Source organism: Oribacterium sp. P9 (assembly GCF_046365365.1).
Lineage (GTDB): Bacteria > Bacillota > Clostridia > Lachnospirales > Lachnospiraceae > Oribacterium.
In genome coordinates this window covers 33,305-51,859 of sequence record NZ_JBKEIS010000012.1, presented here as the reverse complement: position 1 = coordinate 51,859, position 18,555 = coordinate 33,305, and the positions used below count along the sequence as shown (strand labels likewise).

The 18,555-nt window shown below is 55.3% G+C and carries 14 protein-coding genes and 1 pseudogene; 11 read left to right on the top strand and 4 right to left on the bottom strand.

Annotated features, from left to right (window positions below; genetic code table 11):
- Window positions 1-58: 58 nt before the first annotated feature.
- From mnmE to ACK8P7_RS08040, 8 genes are all read left to right on the top strand, one after another.
- The gene (mnmE, locus tag ACK8P7_RS08075; RefSeq protein WP_410043704.1) at window positions 59-1,432 is read left to right on the top strand and encodes a tRNA uridine-5-carboxymethylaminomethyl(34) synthesis GTPase MnmE; all 1,374 of its coding nucleotides are present in this window, start codon (window positions 59-61) and stop codon (window positions 1,430-1,432) included.
- Window positions 1,433-1,447: 15 nt separating this feature from the next.
- The gene (gene mnmG, locus ACK8P7_RS08070; RefSeq protein ID WP_410043703.1) at window positions 1,448-3,382 is read left to right on the top strand and encodes a tRNA uridine-5-carboxymethylaminomethyl(34) synthesis enzyme MnmG; all 1,935 of its coding nucleotides are present in this window, start codon (window positions 1,448-1,450) and stop codon (window positions 3,380-3,382) included.
- A gap of 108 nt (window positions 3,383-3,490) precedes the next feature.
- Complete coding sequence (gene rsmG, locus ACK8P7_RS08065; RefSeq protein WP_410043702.1) at window positions 3,491-4,237, top strand: 16S rRNA (guanine(527)-N(7))-methyltransferase RsmG; 747 nt, start codon at window positions 3,491-3,493, stop codon at window positions 4,235-4,237.
- Window positions 4,234-5,124 (top strand): DMT family transporter, encoded by an 891-nt coding sequence (locus ACK8P7_RS08060; RefSeq protein WP_410043701.1) that lies wholly within the window; start codon window positions 4,234-4,236, stop codon window positions 5,122-5,124. The genes rsmG and ACK8P7_RS08060 overlap by 4 nt, the downstream gene beginning before the upstream one ends.
- Before the next feature lie 325 nt (window positions 5,125-5,449).
- On the top strand, window positions 5,450-6,226 hold the full coding sequence (locus tag ACK8P7_RS08055; protein WP_410043700.1) for a ParA family protein: 777 nt from the start codon (window positions 5,450-5,452) through the stop codon (window positions 6,224-6,226).
- On the top strand, window positions 6,219-7,400 hold the full coding sequence (locus tag ACK8P7_RS08050; RefSeq protein ID WP_410043699.1) for a ParB/RepB/Spo0J family partition protein: 1,182 nt from the start codon (window positions 6,219-6,221) through the stop codon (window positions 7,398-7,400). The genes ACK8P7_RS08055 and ACK8P7_RS08050 overlap by 8 nt, the downstream gene beginning before the upstream one ends.
- A 17-nt stretch (window positions 7,401-7,417) precedes the next feature.
- Window positions 7,418-7,924 (top strand): DUF4446 family protein, encoded by a 507-nt coding sequence (locus tag ACK8P7_RS08045; RefSeq protein WP_410043698.1) that lies wholly within the window; start codon window positions 7,418-7,420, stop codon window positions 7,922-7,924.
- Window positions 7,925-7,962: 38 nt separating this feature from the next.
- A complete protein-coding gene (locus ACK8P7_RS08040) occupies window positions 7,963-10,404 on the top strand; it encodes a hypothetical protein (RefSeq protein ID WP_410043697.1) in 2,442 nt (813 codons plus the stop codon).
- Window positions 10,405-10,436: 32 nt separating this feature from the next.
- Here ACK8P7_RS08040 and rsmA read toward each other — a convergent pair whose 3' ends face one another.
- On the bottom strand, window positions 10,437-11,303 hold the full coding sequence (gene rsmA / locus ACK8P7_RS08035; protein WP_410043696.1) for a 16S rRNA (adenine(1518)-N(6)/adenine(1519)-N(6))-dimethyltransferase RsmA: 867 nt from the start codon (window positions 11,301-11,303) through the stop codon (window positions 10,437-10,439).
- 166 nt (window positions 11,304-11,469) lie between these two features.
- Window positions 11,470-12,006, bottom strand: a complete 537-nt coding sequence (locus tag ACK8P7_RS08030) for an HD domain-containing protein (RefSeq protein ID WP_410043695.1) — start codon at window positions 12,004-12,006, stop codon at window positions 11,470-11,472.
- Window positions 12,007-12,418: 412 nt separating this feature from the next.
- Here ACK8P7_RS08030 and ACK8P7_RS08025 point away from each other — a divergent pair, with 412 nt between their 5' ends.
- Window positions 12,419-14,011, top strand: coding sequence for a sulfatase-like hydrolase/transferase (locus ACK8P7_RS08025; protein WP_410043694.1), 1,593 nt, complete (start codon window positions 12,419-12,421; stop codon window positions 14,009-14,011).
- 33 nt (window positions 14,012-14,044) lie between these two features.
- Here the strand turns inward: ACK8P7_RS08025 and ACK8P7_RS08020 are convergent, their stop codons facing one another.
- Entirely contained in the window at window positions 14,045-14,956 is a 912-nt protein-coding gene (locus tag ACK8P7_RS08020) for an HAD hydrolase family protein (RefSeq protein WP_410043693.1), read from the bottom strand.
- Window positions 14,957-15,030: 74 nt separating this feature from the next.
- Window positions 15,031-16,392: a DNA polymerase IV gene (locus tag ACK8P7_RS08015; protein ID WP_410043692.1), complete on the bottom strand. Its 1,362-nt coding sequence runs from the start codon at window positions 16,390-16,392 to the stop codon at window positions 15,031-15,033.
- Between the two features lie 164 nt (window positions 16,393-16,556).
- Here ACK8P7_RS08015 and ACK8P7_RS08010 point away from each other — a divergent pair.
- Window positions 16,557-17,750 (top strand): annotated as a pseudogene (locus ACK8P7_RS08010) (sirohydrochlorin cobaltochelatase); the annotation flags it as partial.
- 528 nt (window positions 17,751-18,278) lie between these two features.
- Entirely contained in the window at window positions 18,279-18,467 is a 189-nt protein-coding gene (locus ACK8P7_RS08005; protein WP_410043691.1) for a hypothetical protein, read from the top strand.
- Window positions 18,468-18,555 lie beyond the last annotated feature (88 nt).

The following is an 18,555-nucleotide window of genomic DNA, read 5'->3' as shown; positions in this document are numbered from 1 at the left end:
AGTGGAGTTTTAGGATGATTATGGTGGATAACTGCCCGCTTTTTTGAAGGGAGACGAGATGAGAGAGGATACAATATGTGCACTGGCGACGGCTGCCGTCGAATCCGGTATAGGAATCATACGTGTCAGCGGGCCAGATGCGGTTTCGATCGTGTCGACACTCGTCCGCTCGAAGAGCGGTCACGCTGTGGATATCTCGGAAACGCATCGTATCAGATATGCGTTCATCTATGATGCTGAGGAGCCGCTCGATGAGGTTCTGATCCTGACGATGCGGGCACCGCGTTCGTATACAGGGGAAGACACGGTGGAAATCGACTGTCATGGCGGTGTGCTCATGATGCGGAAAATCCTCGAGGCAGTGGTGCACGCAGGTGCACGCCTGGCAGAGCCGGGCGAGTTCACAAAGCGTGCATTTCTGAATGGTCGGATCGATCTTTCAGAGGCAGAGGCCGTCGGTGATATCATCACATCCGAAAATGAAAATGCACTGAAGGCGTCGGTTCGGCAGCTGCGCGGCTCGGTTTCCAGAGAAATCAAGGGCTATCGTGCGCAGATTCTCGAGGATGATGCCTTCATCGAGGCGGGGCTCGATGATCCAGAGCATATCTCACTCGATGGGTTTACAGACGAGCTTAAAACACATGTTGCGACTATACTGTCCGGTATACGACGGCTGATCGCCAGTGCGGATGATGGACGTCGACTCCGGGAGGGCATCCGTACCGTCATCCTGGGGAAGCCGAATGCCGGTAAATCCTCTCTGCTCAATGCACTCGTCGGTGCAGATCGTGCGATCGTCACCGATATCGCAGGCACGACACGCGATACGCTCGAGGAGCATATCAATCTGAAGGGGGTCAGTCTCACCATCGTGGATACGGCCGGCATCCGTGCGACCGAGGATACTGTCGAAAAAATCGGTGTGGAGCGTGCGCTGAAGGCTGCGTCGGATGCAGATCTTCTGATCTATGTCGTGGATGCGTCGGTACCACTGGATGCGTCGGATGAACAGATCATCGGGGAGCTCGGCGATCGGAAGTGCATCGTACTGATGAATAAATCAGATCTTCAGGCAGTGATCAGCGAGGAGGAACTCGAGAAAAAGACGGGCCGTCCGGTGCTCTCCATCAGTGCGAAGCAGGAGACCGGTATGGACCTCCTGGAAGAGAAGATCCGGGCGATGTTTTACCAAGAGGAGCTTCGTTTCAACGATCAGGTGATCATCACAAATGAGCGTCATAAGTACTGCCTCAGTGAAGCTGCGAAGGCGCTCGAGGAGGTGCTTCACTCCATCGCGATGGATATGCCGGAGGATTTCTATACGATCGATCTGATGCGGGCCTATGAGGAGCTCGGCTACATCCTCGGAGAACAGGTATCCGAGGATCTGGTCAATGAAATCTTTTCGAAGTTCTGTATGGGAAAGTAGAGATAGGAGACGGAAATGTCAGTAGTAGAAGAGAGATATGATGTGATCGTCGTCGGGGCGGGCCATGCCGGATGTGAGGCAGGACTCGCAACGGCACGTCTCGGACTGGAGACCGTGGTATTTACGGTGAGTGTCGACAGCATCGCTTTCATGCCATGTAATCCGCATATCGGTGGCAGCTCGAAGGGACATCTCGTCCGTGAGCTGGATGCGCTCGGCGGTGAGATGGGAAAGGTCATCGATCAGACTTTCCTGCAGTCGAAGATGCTGAATAAGTCGAAGGGACCAGCGGTGCACAGTCTGCGTGCGCAGGCAGATAAAAAAGCCTATGCCGATGAGATGCGGAAACGCCTCGAGAATCAGCCGCATCTTCTGATCCGGCAGGCGGAGGTCGCGGAACTGATCACGGAGGATGTGTGCGACGCGAACAGTGAGTATACAGCTGCCCATAAGAAGGTGACGGGCATCCGGACGACATCCGGTGCCATCTACCATGCGAAGGCCGTCATCCTCTGTACCGGAACCTATCTTAACTCCCGCTGTCTGACTGGTGATCTCATCGAGCATACCGGTCCGAATGGCTTCAAGGCAGCGACGAAGCTGACGGATTCCCTGAAGGCAAACGGGGTACGGATGCTTCGTTTCAAGACGGGAACGCCGGCGCGTGTCGACAAGCGTACACTGGACTTCTCCCAGTTTGAGGTGCAGAAGGGCGATGTACCGGTGATTCCGTTCTCCTACTCGACGGCGTTTTCCGAGGTACAGCGACCGCAGGTCGACTGCTGGCTCGTGTATACAAACGAAAAGACGCACGAAATCATCCGTGAGAATATCGAGCGTTCCCCGATGTATAACGGATCGATCCAGGGTGTGGGACCGCGCTACTGTCCTTCCATCGAGGATAAGGTCATGAAGTTCCCGGATAAGAACCGGCATCAGATTTTCATCGAGCCGGAGGGACTGTATACGAACGAGATGTACCTGAGCGGTATGTCGAGCTCGATGCCGGAGGACGTACAGTATAAGATGTACCACTCCATGAAGGGATTCGAGCATGTACACATCGTCCGAAATGCCTACGCTATCGAGTATGACTGTATAGATGCGACCCAGCTTCGCTCGAACCTCGAATTCATGAACATCGACGGTCTCTTCGCCGGCGGTCAGTTTAACGGTTCCTCCGGCTATGAGGAGGCAGCTGTGCAGGGCTTCATGGCCGGTGTCAATGCTGCCATGCGTATCCTTCATCGTGATCCGGTCGTACTCGATCGTTCAGAAGCCTATATCGGCGTACTGATCGATGATCTCGTCACGAAGGAGAGTACAGAGCCGTATCGTATGATGACGAGTCGTGCAGAGTATCGTCTGCTCTTACGACAGGACAATGCCGATCTTCGTCTTCGAAAAATCGGCCATGCGATCGGACTCGTATCCGATGCAGAGTACGAGAAGACGCTCGAGAAGCGCAGAATGATCGATGTCGAGGAGGAGCGCCTTCGGAAGACCTTCATCGGAAACAGCGATGAGGTGAATCACTTCATGGAGGCACATGGATCGACGGCACTCAGTTCCGGTGTCTCCCTCGCAGAGCTTATCAAGCGACCGGAGCTCGACTATGAGAGTCTGAAACCGCTGGATCCGAAGCGACCGGAGCTTCCGTATGGCGTACGGGAAGAGGTCGGCATCGAGATCAAGTATGAGGGATACATCCGGCGGCAGGAGCAGCAGGTCGAGGGATTCCGTCGCATGGAGAATAAACGCATCCCGAAGGACATACGCTATGAGGAGGTCGGAAATCTCCGCATCGAGGCGAGACAGAAGCTCGAGCGCATCCGGCCGGAAAACATCGGTATGGCCAGCCGTATCAGTGGTGTCAACCCGGCAGATATTTCAGTGCTGCTGATCTATCTGGAGACGTACCACGCACCGAAGAAGGATGCAAATACGTAAAGAAAATCCCGTCGCTGAATGACGAATCCATCCTCTTTTCTGAAAAGAAACAGGTGATAAGAAGGGTCAATCAGAACGGATAAAACAATAGAAAATACAGGGAGCAGTATGACCGATACATTTTATCATCGACTGAAGGAGCAGGCGGAAGCACTGGGCATCCGGCTGAGCGACACGCAGATCGAACAGTTATTTACATATTATGAGATGCTGGTGGAAACCAATAAGGTGATGAACCTGACGACCATCACAGAGGAGTCTGAGGTCGTGACGAAGCACTTCATCGATTCTATGGCGATCGTAAAAGCCGTCGTGAAAAACGAGAATGTTTCACGTGAAACATTGAGCGGAAAAACACTGATCGATGTCGGAACTGGTGCGGGTTTCCCCGGGCTGGTGCTGAAAATCGTATTTCCAGAGCTGAGGGTCACACTGAGTGATTCACTGCAGAAACGTCTTCGTTTCCTTGAGGATGTGATCGCGAAGCTCGGACTTCAGGAGGTCGAGACCATCCATGGAAGGGCCGAGGACCTCGGGCATCAGAAGAATCTTCGTGAAAGCTTCGATTTCTCGACCTCACGGGCTGTAGCAAATATGTCAACATTGAGCGAATATGATCTGCCGTTTGTGAAGAAGGATGGCTACTTCATCGCATACAAGTCGGGCAAGGTCGACGAGGAGCTGGCGACGGCGGAGAGCGCGATCCGAAAGCTCGGTGGTAAGCTGGAGCAGGAGGTAGAGTACATGCTTCCAGAGTCGGATATCCGTCGCTCACTGATTACGATCCGGAAGGCGAAGGAAACACCGAAGACTTACCCGCGAAAGGCCGGCACACCGGCGAAGGATCCGCTATGAAGAAAAATCAGATTGCATTGATTTCAAATTCACTGCTTCTGCTGACGGCGATCATCTGGGGCTTCGCGTTCGTCGCGCAGAGCGTCGGCATGAATTATGTCGGGCCGTGGACCTTCGTGTTTACGCGTTTCTTCATCGCGGCGATTCTGCTCCTGCCGCTCTCGGCATTTTCGGAGAAGAACTACCGCGCATCGCTGCCGGAAGCAGTGGAAGAGAAGCAATATAAGACAGAAGCGCTGCTCGGTGGGGGAGTCTGTGGACTGTGTCTGGGGGCAGCGAGTATCACGCAGCAGATCGGTATGCAGACGACCTCCGCAGGCAAGGCCGGATTTATCACCGCCTGTTATGTCGTCATCGTGCCGGTGCTCGGCATATTCGTAGGAAAGAAACCGAAGAAAACGATCTGGCTGAGTGTGGCGCTGGCGCTGATCGGTCTCTACCTCATCAGTATGCATGGCGGCATGACGATCGAGCGGGGGGATGCGATGGTGAGTCTCTGTGCACTGCTGTTCTCGTTTCAGATCATTTCCGTCGATCACTTCTCGGAGAAGGTGAATCCGATCCGGCTGTCGAATATTCAGTTCTTCTTTGCATCCCTCGTCGGACTGATCGGTATGCTTCTGTTTGAAAGGCCGGATATGGCGGGCATCCTCGGTGCGATGCCGTCGATTCTGTATGCGGGTGTGCTGTCATCGGCGGTCGGCTATACGCTGCAGGTGCTGGCGCAGAAGAATACGGATCCGACGATTGCGTCGCTGCTGATGTCACTGGAGTCGGTGTTCTCCGTGGTCGGTGGCTTCCTGATCCTTCATCAGATGCTGTCGATGCAGGAGCTCATCGGGTGTGTGATCGTGTTTGCGGCGGTGATCATCGCACAGATCGTCTGATGATCATTTCGTTATGAAGAGCTCGGAGGGGCGGCAACAGAAGCACAGTACTGCGAGCTCGGAAGACGCATGGCTGAGAAAAGTTGGTACGTGGTGGTGCCAAAATTTGACACGTATATATGTATGGGGTAAAATAGCGACAGTGATGATGTTTCACGTGAAACATTATCACTGTTTTTTCTTTAAGATGGATGTTACATCTAATGGTAAATGTTCTTAAATATCTGGTCTATGTTTCACGTGAAACATAGATGGACCATAAGTGACTGAGATGTTTCACGTGAAACATTTTCAGTTCACCTTAAATCGATCACGGGAGAGTATCATGGGGAAGATTATAGCGATTACAAATCAGAAGGGTGGCGTCGGAAAGACGACGACGGCAGTAAATCTGGCGGCGACGCTTGCGGAGGCCAATCAGCGGGTTCTTCTGGTGGATTTCGATCCGCAGGGAAATGCGACCAGCGGGTTCGGTGTCGAGCGTGATGAGGTCGAGCATACAATTTACGATGCGATGAGCGGCAGCTGCACGATGGATGAGGCGATTCTCGTGGAGGTGACGGAGAATCTGGATCTGATACCGGCAGATATGAACCTGGCAGCGGTCGAGGTGGAGTTTGCGGATCAGGAGGATAAAAATCAGATTCTGAAGAATCTGCTGACACCGTATAAGGAGCACTATCACTATATCCTGATCGACTGCCCACCGAGTCTCGGCACGATCACGGTCAATGCACTGACAGCGGCGGATTCGGTGATTATCCCGATTCAGTGTGAATACTATGCACTGGAGGGTCTGAATCAGGTGCTGAATACCATCGGACTCGTACAGGAGGGACTGAATCCGGAGCTCGACATCGAGGGTATCGTGTTCACGATGTATGATGGACGAAATAAGCTGTCACAGCAGGTGGTGGAGTCGGTCAAGCAGAATTTCCAGGGCAATATCTATGATACGTTGATTCCGCGAAATGTACGTCTCGCGGAGGCACCGAGTCATGGTGTGCCGATCACTGAGTATGAATCATCGTCGACGGGGGCTGAGAGCTACCGGAGACTGGCAGCAGAGCTTATGAGTAAGGGGGACGATATCTATGGCTAAGGAGCATGGACTGGGAAAGGGCCTTGGGGCCATCTTCGGAACCAGCACAACGGTGAAATCGGATCGCCCGAAAACAGAGCATCGCTATAAGACGGTCGCAGAGAAGACGGCGGAACAGTCTGAGACAGCGGCGGGCCTCGCGGAGCCAATGCAGGCGACCGAAGAGGCTTCTGCTGAAGCAGAGAAGAGTGTCAGCGGAAGAAAAAAGCGGGTGACCGCGGCCGCAAAAAAAGAGACGGCGAAGAACAGCACAGAAAATACCGTGATCGTGATGGCAGGCGAAAAGACCGTTCATGAGAATACAATCACGAAAGATACGAAGAAGGTTCACAGCACCGAAACCGTGCATGATACGGAGCAGGACGGGATGCTGCTCGTGAAGCTCAGTCGCATCCAGCCGGATCCGGATCAGCCGCGAAAGAATTTCGATGAGGAGAAGCTGACCGAGCTTGCAGAGTCCATCCGAACCTACGGGATGATATCACCGATCGTGGTGAAGAAGAGGGGCGCACTGTATGAGATCGTCGCTGGTGAGCGTCGCTGGAGAGCAGCACGCATCGCCGGTCTCAAGGAAATCCCGGTGGTCATCAAAGAGGTCGATGAAAAGACGAGCCGTGAGCTGTCCATCATCGAGAATATCCAGCGTGATGACCTGAATGCGGTCGAAGAAGCGAGAGCATATCAGTCTCTGATCGAGGAGTATGGACTGACGCAGGAGGAGGTCGCTGCCCGTGTAGCGAAGAATCGTTCGACCATCACGAACAGTCTGCGACTTCTGAGGCTCGAGCCGGAGATCCTCACACTTCTCCAGGATGGAAAGATCACGCAGGGACATGCCCGTGCACTGCTGGCGGTCGAGGATCCGGAGCTCCGAAAGAAGATCGCAGAGAAGTGTACGAAAGAAAATCTCTCTGTACGAGAGATCGAGACCCTCGTCAAGCTTGATAAGCTCTCGAAGGCGAAGAAGGAGAAAAAATCCTCTCCGGAAGCCCAGGAGCTTCGGCGGCTCAAGGTCATCTATAAGGATCTCGAGCGGAAGATGAAGACGAAGCTCGGTACGAAGGTCTCCATCGTTCCGAAAAATACGGAGCGTGGCACACTCGAAATCGAATATTATTCGCAGGATGATCTGGATCGTATCTTTATGATCCTGAACTCCAGCAGAAATGATTAAACAGAGCGAGGAAATATATGATAGTGACAGAAACGCTTCTGCTCGGAATCGCAGCCGCTGGGCTGCTGATCGGACTGATCTCTCTGATCCTGGCTATCCGGGCAAATGCAAAATACAAGAGACTGTATCGTCAGTATGATTACTTCATGCGTGGCAAGGATGCAGAGACCCTGGAGGACTATTTCGTCGATCTCCAGCAGCACGTGGAGGCACTCGAAAAGGAGGATATCAAGAATAAGGACGTCATGCGTGTACTCAATAAGAATATCCGTGCGTCCTTTCAGAAGCTCGGCATCATCCGGTATAACGCCTTCGGCGGAATGGGTGGAAACATGTCCTTCGCCATCGCGATGCTGGACAGCACGAACAGTGGCTTCGTCATCAATTCCGTGCACTCGAGAGAGGGCTGCTTCTTATATATAAAGGATGTCGATGCCGGTACCACCGAGGTGGAACTCGGCGCAGAAGAGCAGCTCGCGCTGGAGCAGGCGCTGGGCTATAGAGAGAAAGAAAAGCAGCAGTGAAAAAACAGACACGAAAAAAACTGAAAAAATGCCTGGCGATGGGTGCGGTATTTCTGATCGCACTCATCCTCTATTTTTACCGTTCCTGGCACTCGATGGAGCGGCAGAATACGGTGTACTCCACGATGGAAGAGCCGAGCCTGCCGGTGGCCTATGTTTCGAGCGGCGATTACCTCATGAATCCGATGCATGCCTATCTTCAGGATATGGGAAAGCAGGCAGCCCGCGATATGATCACGGTGCTGCCGCAGGATCGTCAGCTGAAGCTCGTCGTGCAGGAGTACGATAACATGGTGGCTTCAGCCAGCTACGAGATCCGTACACTGGACCTCAGCCATCTCATCGAAAAGGGAACGGTCTCCGACATCAGCCGGAGCGACGGTAACGCAAGCCTCGTCCTGCCGATTCAGAATCTCATCAATAAGGATCAAGCGTATCTTCTGCATATCACGCTGGAGACGGGTGCCCATACGCTGAACTACTATACACGTATCCTCTGGACGGACCGTGATTACACGAAATCGATGGAGGATGTCGCGTTCAGATTTACGACGGGCAGCTTCGATTCAACGAACAGTAAGGATATCACGACCTATCTGGAAACGAAGGATACGGCGGATAATTCGAGTCTCGGACATGTCGATCTGCACTCGAGCTTCAACCAGATCATCTGGGGAAAGACCGGGATGCAGCCGAAGGGAAGATTCTATATGACGCTCAAGGAATTTGACGGCATGATGGGCGAGATTCAGATCAGCTACGAGTCGTATATGACGGATGAGAACGGAGAGGAGAAGCACTTCCTGAATGAGGATAACTTCGTCTTTCGAAATGATCCGGAGCGGGTCTACATGATGGACTTCGACCGGACGACACATCAGATCTTCGAGGGCGACAGCGAGGATTTCGCGGGCAAGCGGATCACGCTCGGTGTCGGAAATACGGATGATATCGCCGTGCAGAAGTCGGAAAATGAGCATTATATCGCATTTAAGACGGATCAGGGGCTCTGGCGCTACGATCAGTCTTCGAAGAGCGGACATGCGGTGAATATCTTCAGCTACCGCTCGGATACGGATGATGGCGTCCGCGCAAACTATGATCAGCATGACATCAAGATCCTGTCGGTATCGGATAAGGGCGATGTGGATTTCCTCGTCTACGGTTATGTGAACCGGGGAAGCCATGAGGGATATAATGGTATCCTGTACTACCGCTATGACAGCTCGAATGATACAGTGACGGAGAACTTCTTCATTGCGATCCCGGAGGTATATGATCAGATACGCTGGAATCTCGAGAAGCTCGCCTACCTGTCCGGTGACGGACTCCTGTATCTCTATTACGGCGGCAGCATCTACGGCATCGATACGAACAGCCTCGAGGTCGTCACGATCGCCACAGGACTGCAGGAGTCGGGCTTCGCAAGCTCGGATACGCAGCAGTACATCGCTTACCAGAATCCGGATGCGGAGGACATCTATCACGCCGCGAAGATCACGCTCGTAAATCTCGAGAGTAATCAGTCCAGCGAGATCCAGGGTGGTGGCTATCTCCGTTTGATCGGCTTCAACCAGGATGACCTGATCTACGGTATCATCAATCCGGCATACGCCAGCATCTATACCGAGAAGCATAAGATTCCGATCAGCGAAATCCATATCGTCGGACCGGATCTCAGCGATAAAACGAGCTACGCGAAGGATGGATTGCTCTTTACGAACGTTCGTGTGAGCGGAACCCGCCTTCACTTCGATAAGATCCGTCCGGTCGAGGGTGGACACTATGAGGCTGCCGGCGAGGACACCATCATCTCGAATCGTGAACAGACCGATGCGAGACTTAGTGGTGTCGGCTCGTACACGGATAAAATCCTTCAGAAGGTCTGGTATATCGAGATCAAGGACCTCGGCACGAAGCATGTGCGGAGCACGGCACCGAAAAATCTCTCCCTCGAGCGAGCCTCCTCCATCGACCTGAACATCACGGAGGATAAAAATGTGATACCGATGTTCTATGCCTACGCACACGGTCATTTCCAGGGCCGTACCCGGACGCTCGAAGAGGCGTATGAGCTCGTGTACGATGATTTCGGTTATGTGCTTACCGCGGATGGGGAATTCGTATGGAATCGTGTGGATAAGAGTACGATGGTGACGATCCGGAACGCGACAGCCCTCGCCGAGGAGCCGCTCACGAAGCTCTCGAAGCTGACCACGATCGACACCTATGATACCTACAGTATGGTCAATGCTTATGGCATGGACCTGAGCTCCGCCCTTTACTTCCTGAATAAGGGCTACCCGCTGATCGCGTATCTCGAGGACAGCTGCTATCTGATTTACAGCTATGACTCCTTCAATATCCGTCTGGTGGATCCGATGAGCGGAAGCCAGAATGTCGTCGGAAGAGAGGACGCGGAAGCGATGTTCCGTCAGGATGGAAATCGATTCGTCGGGATCGTGCCGCACAAAACATAAGAAAACCGGAGGCGAAAGCCTCCGGTTTTTCGTTATGTCGATTGAAAGTCCGACAGTGCGTCTGCGAGTGCGGCGAACTGTGCGAGGGTGAGGGCTTCGCCACGGATGGTCTCGGAGAGACCGAGGGAGGCGAGGGCTTCACGGGTAGCGTCCTTCGGGATGGAGGCGAGGGAAGAGAGGGCGTTCAGCAGTGTCTTCCGGCGCTGTCCGAAGGCGGCCTTAATGATCTGGAACATCCAGCGCTCGTCCTCGACCTGTACCGGCGGCTCGGTGTAGCGCTTCAGTCGGATGACGGCGGAGCCGACATTCGGGCGTGGGATGAAGCAGTGCGGTGGCACCTCCTGGATGATATCCGGCTCGGCATAGTACTGCACGGCGAGGGAGAGGGCACCGTAATCCTTCGTACCTGGTCCTGACTGCATGCGATCGGCGACCTCCTTCTGCACCATGACGGTGATCGACTGGATCGGTGCATGGCTCTCGAAGAGGCCCATGATGATCGGGGTCGTGATGTAGTAAGGGAGATTCGCGACGACCTTTACCGGATTACCGTGGTTGTAGGTCGCGATGACCTCGTGGAGATCGAGCTTCAGTACATCGTTGTGGATGATGGAGACATTGTCATACGCCTGTAAGGTCTCGTGCAGGATCGGAATGAGGTTCGCGTCGATCTCGACGGCGACGACATGGCCGGCCGCCTCAGCGAGTGCCTGGGTCAGCGTGCCGATGCCTGGTCCGATCTCGAGGACACAGTCGTCCTTCGTGATTTCCGAGCTCCGAATGATGTTCTGGAGCACGTTTTCGTCGATCAGGAAGTTCTGACCGAAGCGCTTCTGGAAGCGGAAATCGTTCTTCTGTATGATTTTGATGGTTTCCTGTGGGGTGATTAATTTATTCATAGGCGTAGTGTACCATAATTTATAGAAAAAATCTCCCGGATTGCTCCGGGAGATTCAAATTCTTCATCGAGAAAATGTTACTGTTCACTCGTGGCTCGGCGGACAGCAACACCTTGACTTGCCCACGTTTGAACAGGGACGAGAAAATACATCGAACAGAAGAAGATCAGTGGCTGCGACGTACGACGCGTGCGACGCGGAGGCGGCCACGGTTCAGCAGGTAGCAGAGGAGTGCCCATCCTTCGGCGGCGTTTGCGAGGGACTCCTGTGCAGCGACGGTCTTGTCGCTGAGGGTCAGGATACAGCCGAGACGGGAGGTCGGAATCGAGGTGGAGAGAGGGAACATGTGGCTCCAGATCGCACGCTTCTCCTTATAGGAAAGATAGAAGCCCTCCTTCTCTGCATTTTCTACCGCGTCTTCCGGGTGATAGAAGCAGTACCAGCGGCCGTCATGGATGGTCTTATCCACCTTATGATAATCAATCAGGCAGAAATCGTGCAGAAGACCTACACGTGCGGCACTGTCCGGATCGACACCGATATGCGGTGCGATTGCGGCAGCCATCTTCGCGACGCGGACCGAGTGATCGTAGGTGTTCGTGCTGCCATGACGAGGCACGGACATCAGTTTTCGATACGCACGATTCTCGGTGATCGTCGGGTACTGCTTCGCAAACTGCACTGCGTCATCATTTAAAACCATCGGTATATTCCTTTCTGATGCAAGGCATCGAGACAAAAAACAGAATAAGTGAATACGGGCGCCGCCTGCAGTTACTGCAGTGCGGTCCATACGTCGCAGGCTTCGGTCAGAAGTTTCAGAACAGAGCCTGCATCGCGTATAGCTGCCCGTAATTATTAAAACTATATACGAATGCACGAAAGGCCGTCAATTATATTTAGTAAAATTTTAGAAAAGAGTATGTAAAAAGCAAAAATCTTAGAGATTTCTGCACATTGTGAAGAAGTTTCGGGATGACTACACTAGAAGTCGATTTGAACAGTATACAAAAGGCCGGGTGCCGCATGTATACATTGACCGAAAAACATCGAGGTCAGCGTGGATCCGCGTCCTCCGGTGTTGATCTGCAGCAATCCTTAACCGAGGCTTTATCATGAAGCGTTTTCACCATAGACACAGAACCGCTGTCCTCGATATGACGACCATCGCAGCGGTGATTCTGTCTTTTTTTTCCGCCCTTCTCCTGTTCAGCCTGCGCTGGCTGATGAATACCTGGTCGGAGCTCACCGTGGATGAGGTCCTGTATCACCTCTTCGCGCCGCTCCAGGGCACCAGCACCGCGATGGTCCACGAGTATATCCTGAAATGTGCGATTCCGGCCGCGATCATCGCGATCGTCATCATCGCGATCTTCATCGTCTGCCGGCATAAACAGAACTACCGGAAGCTCGTGACGCTCGCACTGCTCGCCGCCTTCTTCACCACCGGCTTCACCGTGGTGGATGCCTGGGACGACCTCGACATCGGCACCTACATCAAGTCGCAGCTCGAGACCTCCCGCTTCATCGACGATCACTACGTCGACCCGAAGAACGTGACGCTTTGCTTCCCGGAGAAGAAGCGGAACCTCATCTACATCTTCATGGAGTCGACGGAGGTGACCTTCGCCGACCAGGCCTCCGGCGGTGCCTTCCCGCAGAACACGATCCCGGAGCTCACGAAGATCGCCGAGGATCACGAAGACTTTTCGGGTGCGGCATCCACCCTCAACGGTGGGTACGCCATGCCGGGTGCGACCTGGACGATGGGCGCCATGTTCGCACAGACCTCTGGACTTCCGCTGAAGATTTCCATCGATCAGAACGCGATGGACTCGCAGAAATCCTTCTTCCCGGACATCCTCACGATCGGTGACATCCTCGAGAAGCAGGGCTACACCCAGGAGCTGATGCTCGGCTCTGTCGGCTACTTCGGTGGCCGCAAGCTCTACTTCCAGACCCATGGAAGCTATGCCATCAAGGACTTCAGCTACTGGAAAAACCAGCACAAGTTCCCGGCGAACTACTGGGTCAACTGGGGCTTCGAGGACCGGAAGCTCTACGAGTACGCACAGGAGGAGCTCACCCGCCTCAGCAGCAGTGAGCAGCCGTTCAACCTCACGATGCTGACCGTCGACACGCACTTCCCGGACGGCTATGTCTGCCCGCTCTGCCCGACGACCTTCGATGAGCAGTATGCGAATGTCTACGCCTGCGCATCGAAGCAGCTCAGCAGCTTCCTCGACTGGTGTAAGCAGCAGGACTGGTACGCCGACACGACGATCGTCATCTCCGGCGACCACCCGACCATGGACCACGACTTCTGTGACGATGTGCCGGAGAATTACGAACGGACCGTCTACACAGCGTATGTCAATGCTGCCGTCCAGCCCGTCCGTGCAGAGCGCCGCGACTTCACGACCTTCGATGATTTCCCGACGACCCTTGCGGCTCTCGGCGTCGATATCGCAGGCAACCGCCTCGGCCTCGGCACGAATCTCTTCTCCGATGTACCGACGCTCTCCGAGCAGTTCGGACGCGCGAAGGAGAAGGAAGAGCTCGAGAAGAAATCGGCACTGATGGAGCAGCTCGGGCAGATCGACGAGCAGGCCGCCATCGAGTCCAAAGAAGCAAAAGAACTGAAAGAGAAGCAGAAAAAAGAAAAGGCAGCCGCCGAATCACGTGCGGCTGCGGAGAACCATAAATAAAAACAGTGCAGGGCCGTCGCCCTGCACTGTTTTTCATTTCTGCGCGTTTTTCTTCAGGATGTAGTCGATCGCATCCGCGATGCCATCCTCGAGGATGGACGGGCAGATGTAGTCCGCGACGTCCTTGCACTCCTTCTTCGCGTTCCCCATCGCGATGCCGAGCCCGCAGTGCTCGATCATCCCGACATCGTTCCAGCCATCACCGATCGCGGCCGCCTCCTCGAGCGAGAAACCATAGTCCGCGAGGAGCGCATCGATGCCCGACACCTTCGAGATGCCCTTCTTCGTGAGATCGAAGCTCATGCCGTCGGACCAGCGCACGAGCTCGCACTCCGGCACCCGCGCCTCCATGACGTCCGCCTCATCCAGTGTCATGATCGGGATCATCATATAGATCGGATTCTCCAGCGCCTCCTGCACCGGTCGCACCGGCGGCTGCGCTGAGTTGATGTGCTTCAGCACCGAAAGCAGCTCCGGCGTCACCATATTTGCGTAGATCGCACGCTCCTCCTCGAAGAGGCAGGCGAAGGGCTGCTCCTCACAGAGTGCCAGCACCTTCTCCACCGCCGAACGCGGGATCTCGATGCGCTGCACGACCCGCCCGTTCCGCGGATCGAAGTACGCCATCGGCTCCGGGCTGTTCTTCACATCGAAGCGGTACGGCTCCTCGTGCCGGAGATGCTCCCCGTGCACGATTGCTGCATCCACCTTCTTCGGATCCAGTACATAGCAGAACTCCCCATCCATGGTGACGAAGGCGTCGAAGCGCATCCCTTCCGTGAGGTTCTCGTTCCGGATCTCCATCCAGTGCCGTCCCGTCGCGATCGCACAGAGGATCCCCGCCTCATGTGCCCGCCGGAGGGCCGCCTGCGTCGACGCCGGAACCCGTCCGGTCTCGAACGGTCGCAGCGTGCCATCGATATCAAAAAAGATGATCTTAATCATAAAATTCCTCTCCTCCAGTTGTTTCATGGTAACAGTTCAGAGAGGTGACCCTCCGGGTCGACCTGCCTGAACTGTTACGTTTCATGGGCTGATGTCGTCGGTTCGAGCTTCATCCCGCGCTGCACGGTGCCAGCGCCGAAGCGCTCCTGCAGGGTCTTCGACAGGGCCTGCAGCTTCCGTTCCTTCTCGGCCTTCCGGCGCGTGTCACGGATCTCTGCCTCGATCTCTGCGCGGTTCTCTGTGAGCTCCTCGAGCGTCATCTGACGGAAATCGCCATGGTCGAGGTTCGCGGTGAAGATCGCCATCAGGCGAACCTTCCGTCCCTGCCCGAAGAGGCCGTCCGGCGCATCGAGCAGCTGATGCATGAGGACGACGGCGACCGAGAGGATCTTCTCCGGATCCTGCGTCGGGTCCGGCAGCTTCTGCTGTACCGAGCGTCGCTTGAAATCATCGGTCTTCGCGGAGAAGCCGACCGTGCCGGCGTAGAAATCATGCTTCCGGAGCCGCCCCGCGACCTTCACCGCGAGTGCCCGCATGATCTCCATGCCCTCGGTCTCGAGATTATCCTCATCGATATCCACCGTCGTCGTGATCTCGTTCGAGATGCTTTTCGCCTCCTCCTGCACGGAAGATACGGCGCGCGTCGAGATGCCATGGGCGGCCGCATGAATATAGCTGCCTGCATTGGCGCCCAGAAGACCGGTGAGAATCGTCGGGTCGAGGCGGGCGGCGTCGCCGATCGTATGGATGCCGATGCGCCGGAGCTTTTCTGCCGTCTTACTGCCACAGCCGTAGAGGTCACCGATCGGAAGCGGCCACATCTTCGTCTCGATCTCGGACGGGTAGAGCGTGTGGATCTTATCCGGCTTCTCGAGGTCGGAGGCCATCTTCGCGAGGAGCGTGTTGCTCGAGATACCGACATTGACTGTGAAGCCGAGGGTGTCGCGGATCTCGTCCTTCAGGAGCACCGCGGCATTCATGGGGAATGCAAACGACCGGAGCCGGGTGGCCTTCTCGCCCGTCAGTGTCCCAGCGACGATCTGCTCGAAGATGGCGCTTCGGATTGACTGCTCGGTGCCGGTCATGTCGAGGAAGGCTTCATCGATGGAGAGCTGCTCGACGACCGGGGCATACTTGTGCAGAATCTCGATGAAGGCCGCGGAGTACGCGCGGTAGGTCTCGAAGTCAGAGGGCACGAGGACAAGGGAGGGGCAGAGCTCGAGGGCCTTCACCACGGGCATCGCCGTCCGGATGCCGTAACGCTTTGCCGGGAGGGAGCGCGCCGTGATGATGCCGTGGCGGGTTTTTACGTCGCCGCCGACCGCGGACGGGATCGTGCGGAGGTCGATCGCCGTCGGATCCTCGCGGAGGCGCTTCACCGCGGACCAGCTGAGAAACGCGGAGTTGACATCGATATGAAAGATCGTGCGGTCCATCGGGCCTCCTTTCTGCTCAAACAATTTCGTATAGTATAGCAGAAAAGAGAATATCTGTGGTATGCTGTTAGCGTTTCCTTATCAAAATGGTAAAAGATACATAAAACAGAATATAAGTGAATAACAACAGGAGGAGAAACCATATGAGAAAATCGAAGTATACGATGCTGATGTTACTGATGGCGGCGTCGCTGTCGGCCTGTGGTCAGTCGAAGCCGGCGGAGACGACGGCAGCGGCCACGACCGTGGCGGCCACAACCGAGGCGGCGACGGAGGACAGTGCGGAGGCGGATCAGGCAGCCGCAGATCATGTGGCGTCGCTGATCGATGTGATCTATGTACAGGAGCGGACCGAGGATACCGATGCGCAGTGCGCGGAGGCGAAGGAAGCCTGGGACCAGCTGACAGATGTGCAGAAGGCGCTCGTCGAGGGTGAGGAGGCCGATCCGGATTATTTCGGCCGCGACACCGGGGATGCCAGCAAGGACGATCCGCTGAACGAGGACGGTATCGGCGAGAAGGAGCTTCTCGTCGTGAGCTTCGGTACCTCCTTCAACGACAGCCGTGCGCAGGACATCGGAGGCATTGAGAAGGCGCTGCAGGCAGCGTATCCGGACTGGTCGGTGCGTCGTGCCTTCACTGCGCAGATCATCATCAATCACGTCCAGGCGCGTGATGGCGAGAAGATCGACAACATGGACCAGGCGCTGCAGCGTGCGGTCGACAACGGCGTCAAGCATCTCGTGATCCAGCCGACGCACCTCATGCACGGCGCGGAGTACGACGAGCTCTGTGCGGCCGCTGAGTCCTATAAGGATAAAATCGAGACCATCGAGATCGCCGAGCCGCTGCTCGGGGAGGTCGGACAGGATGGCTCCACGACCAACGCCGACAAGAAGGCCGTCGCCGAGGCGCTGACTGCCGAGGCAGTGAAGGCCGCCGGTTATGAGAGCCTCGAGGATGCAGCGAAGGACAGCACCGCCTTCGTTTTCATGGGCCACGGCACGAGCCACGCAGCCGCGGTGACCTACACGCAGATGCAGACCCAGATGGAGGAGCTTGCGTATGGGAACGTCTACATCGGCACCGTCGAAGGAAAGCCGGCAGAGACCGCCTGCGAAGCCGTGATCGAGCGCATCAAGGAAGCGGGTTATAAAAAGGTCGTGCTTCGTCCGCTCATGGTCGTAGCCGGTGACCACGCAAACAACGACATGGCCGGTGACGATGACGACTCCTGGAAGAGCCAGTTCCTCGCATCCGGCGCCTTCGATACGGTGACCTGCCAGATCGGCGGTCTCGGCGGCATCCCGGCCATCGAGCAGATCTACGTCGAGCACACCGCCGCCGTGATTGGTGCACCGACCGGTACGACGTCTTCCGACAGTACCTCTGAGGCCAATGCAGACGCCCTCGAGGATGGTACCTACGCGGCAGACTTCACCACGGACAGCAGCATGTTCCACGTGAATGAAGCGGAGGACGGTAAGGGTGTACTCACCGTGAAGGACGGGCAGATGACGATCCATGTAAGCCTCGCTTCCGAGAACATCCTGAACCTCTTCCCGGGAAGCGCGGAGGATGCGAAGAAGGACGGCGCGGTGCTTCTCCAGCCGACGAAGGATACCGTGAAGTACTCGGACGGCACGGAAGAAGTCGTAAACGGCTTCGACATTCCGGTCCCGGCCCTCGACGAAGAATTCCCGCTCGCCCTCATCGGCAAGAAGGGAAATTGGTACGACCACATGGTGAAGGTTTCGAACCCGGTGAAGAAATAACAGATCTTACTAAGGAGGCGCCTGCGGGCGCCTCTGTTTTTATGCGCCGCCCGGGGGCATCCATGCGCCGCTCCGTGCTGCGCACGGTCATCTCATGGATATAAGGAGACGATGCCATTATATGCGCCTTCGGCGCGGGCATCGTCGCTTGATTTTGCCGACTTCGTGGCAAAACGGCCTCGCCGCCCGGGGGCATCCATGCGCCGCTCCGTGCTGCGCACGGTCATCGCATGGATATTAAGTAAAACTTTGTTAAAAATTAAATTAATTGTATCGACAAAGAAACAATATCGTGTATAATAATTAACGAGCGAAAAATGTAAGCGCTTTTTTGCTCGAGGATAGAGGAATCCACCGCTTTCGGCAGCGTCCGATGCTTTCTGAAAAT

Bases quoted from the DNA above. Each gene is read 5' to 3' on its own strand.
- mnmE (WP_410043704.1), top strand. From the start codon at position 59: ATGAGAGAGGATACAATATGTGCACTGGCGACGGCTGCCGTCGAATCC.
- mnmG (WP_410043703.1), top strand. From the start codon at position 1,448: ATGTCAGTAGTAGAAGAGAGATATGATGTGATCGTCGTCGGGGCGGGC.
- rsmG (WP_410043702.1), top strand. From the start codon at position 3,491: ATGACCGATACATTTTATCATCGACTGAAGGAGCAGGCGGAAGCACTG.
- ACK8P7_RS08060 (WP_410043701.1), top strand. From the start codon at position 4,234: ATGAAGAAAAATCAGATTGCATTGATTTCAAATTCACTGCTTCTGCTG.
- ACK8P7_RS08055 (WP_410043700.1), top strand. From the start codon at position 5,450: ATGGGGAAGATTATAGCGATTACAAATCAGAAGGGTGGCGTCGGAAAG.
- ACK8P7_RS08050 (WP_410043699.1), top strand. From the start codon at position 6,219: ATGGCTAAGGAGCATGGACTGGGAAAGGGCCTTGGGGCCATCTTCGGA.
- ACK8P7_RS08045 (WP_410043698.1), top strand. From the start codon at position 7,418: ATGATAGTGACAGAAACGCTTCTGCTCGGAATCGCAGCCGCTGGGCTG.
- ACK8P7_RS08040 (WP_410043697.1), top strand. From the start codon at position 7,963: ATGGGTGCGGTATTTCTGATCGCACTCATCCTCTATTTTTACCGTTCC.
- rsmA (WP_410043696.1), bottom strand. From the start codon at position 11,303: ATGAATAAATTAATCACCCCACAGGAAACCATCAAAATCATACAGAAG.
- ACK8P7_RS08030 (WP_410043695.1), bottom strand. From the start codon at position 12,006: ATGGTTTTAAATGATGACGCAGTGCAGTTTGCGAAGCAGTACCCGACG.
- ACK8P7_RS08025 (WP_410043694.1), top strand. From the start codon at position 12,419: ATGAAGCGTTTTCACCATAGACACAGAACCGCTGTCCTCGATATGACG.
- ACK8P7_RS08020 (WP_410043693.1), bottom strand. From the start codon at position 14,956: ATGATTAAGATCATCTTTTTTGATATCGATGGCACGCTGCGACCGTTC.
- ACK8P7_RS08015 (WP_410043692.1), bottom strand. From the start codon at position 16,392: ATGGACCGCACGATCTTTCATATCGATGTCAACTCCGCGTTTCTCAGC.
- ACK8P7_RS08005 (WP_410043691.1), top strand. From the start codon at position 18,279: ATGCCATTATATGCGCCTTCGGCGCGGGCATCGTCGCTTGATTTTGCC.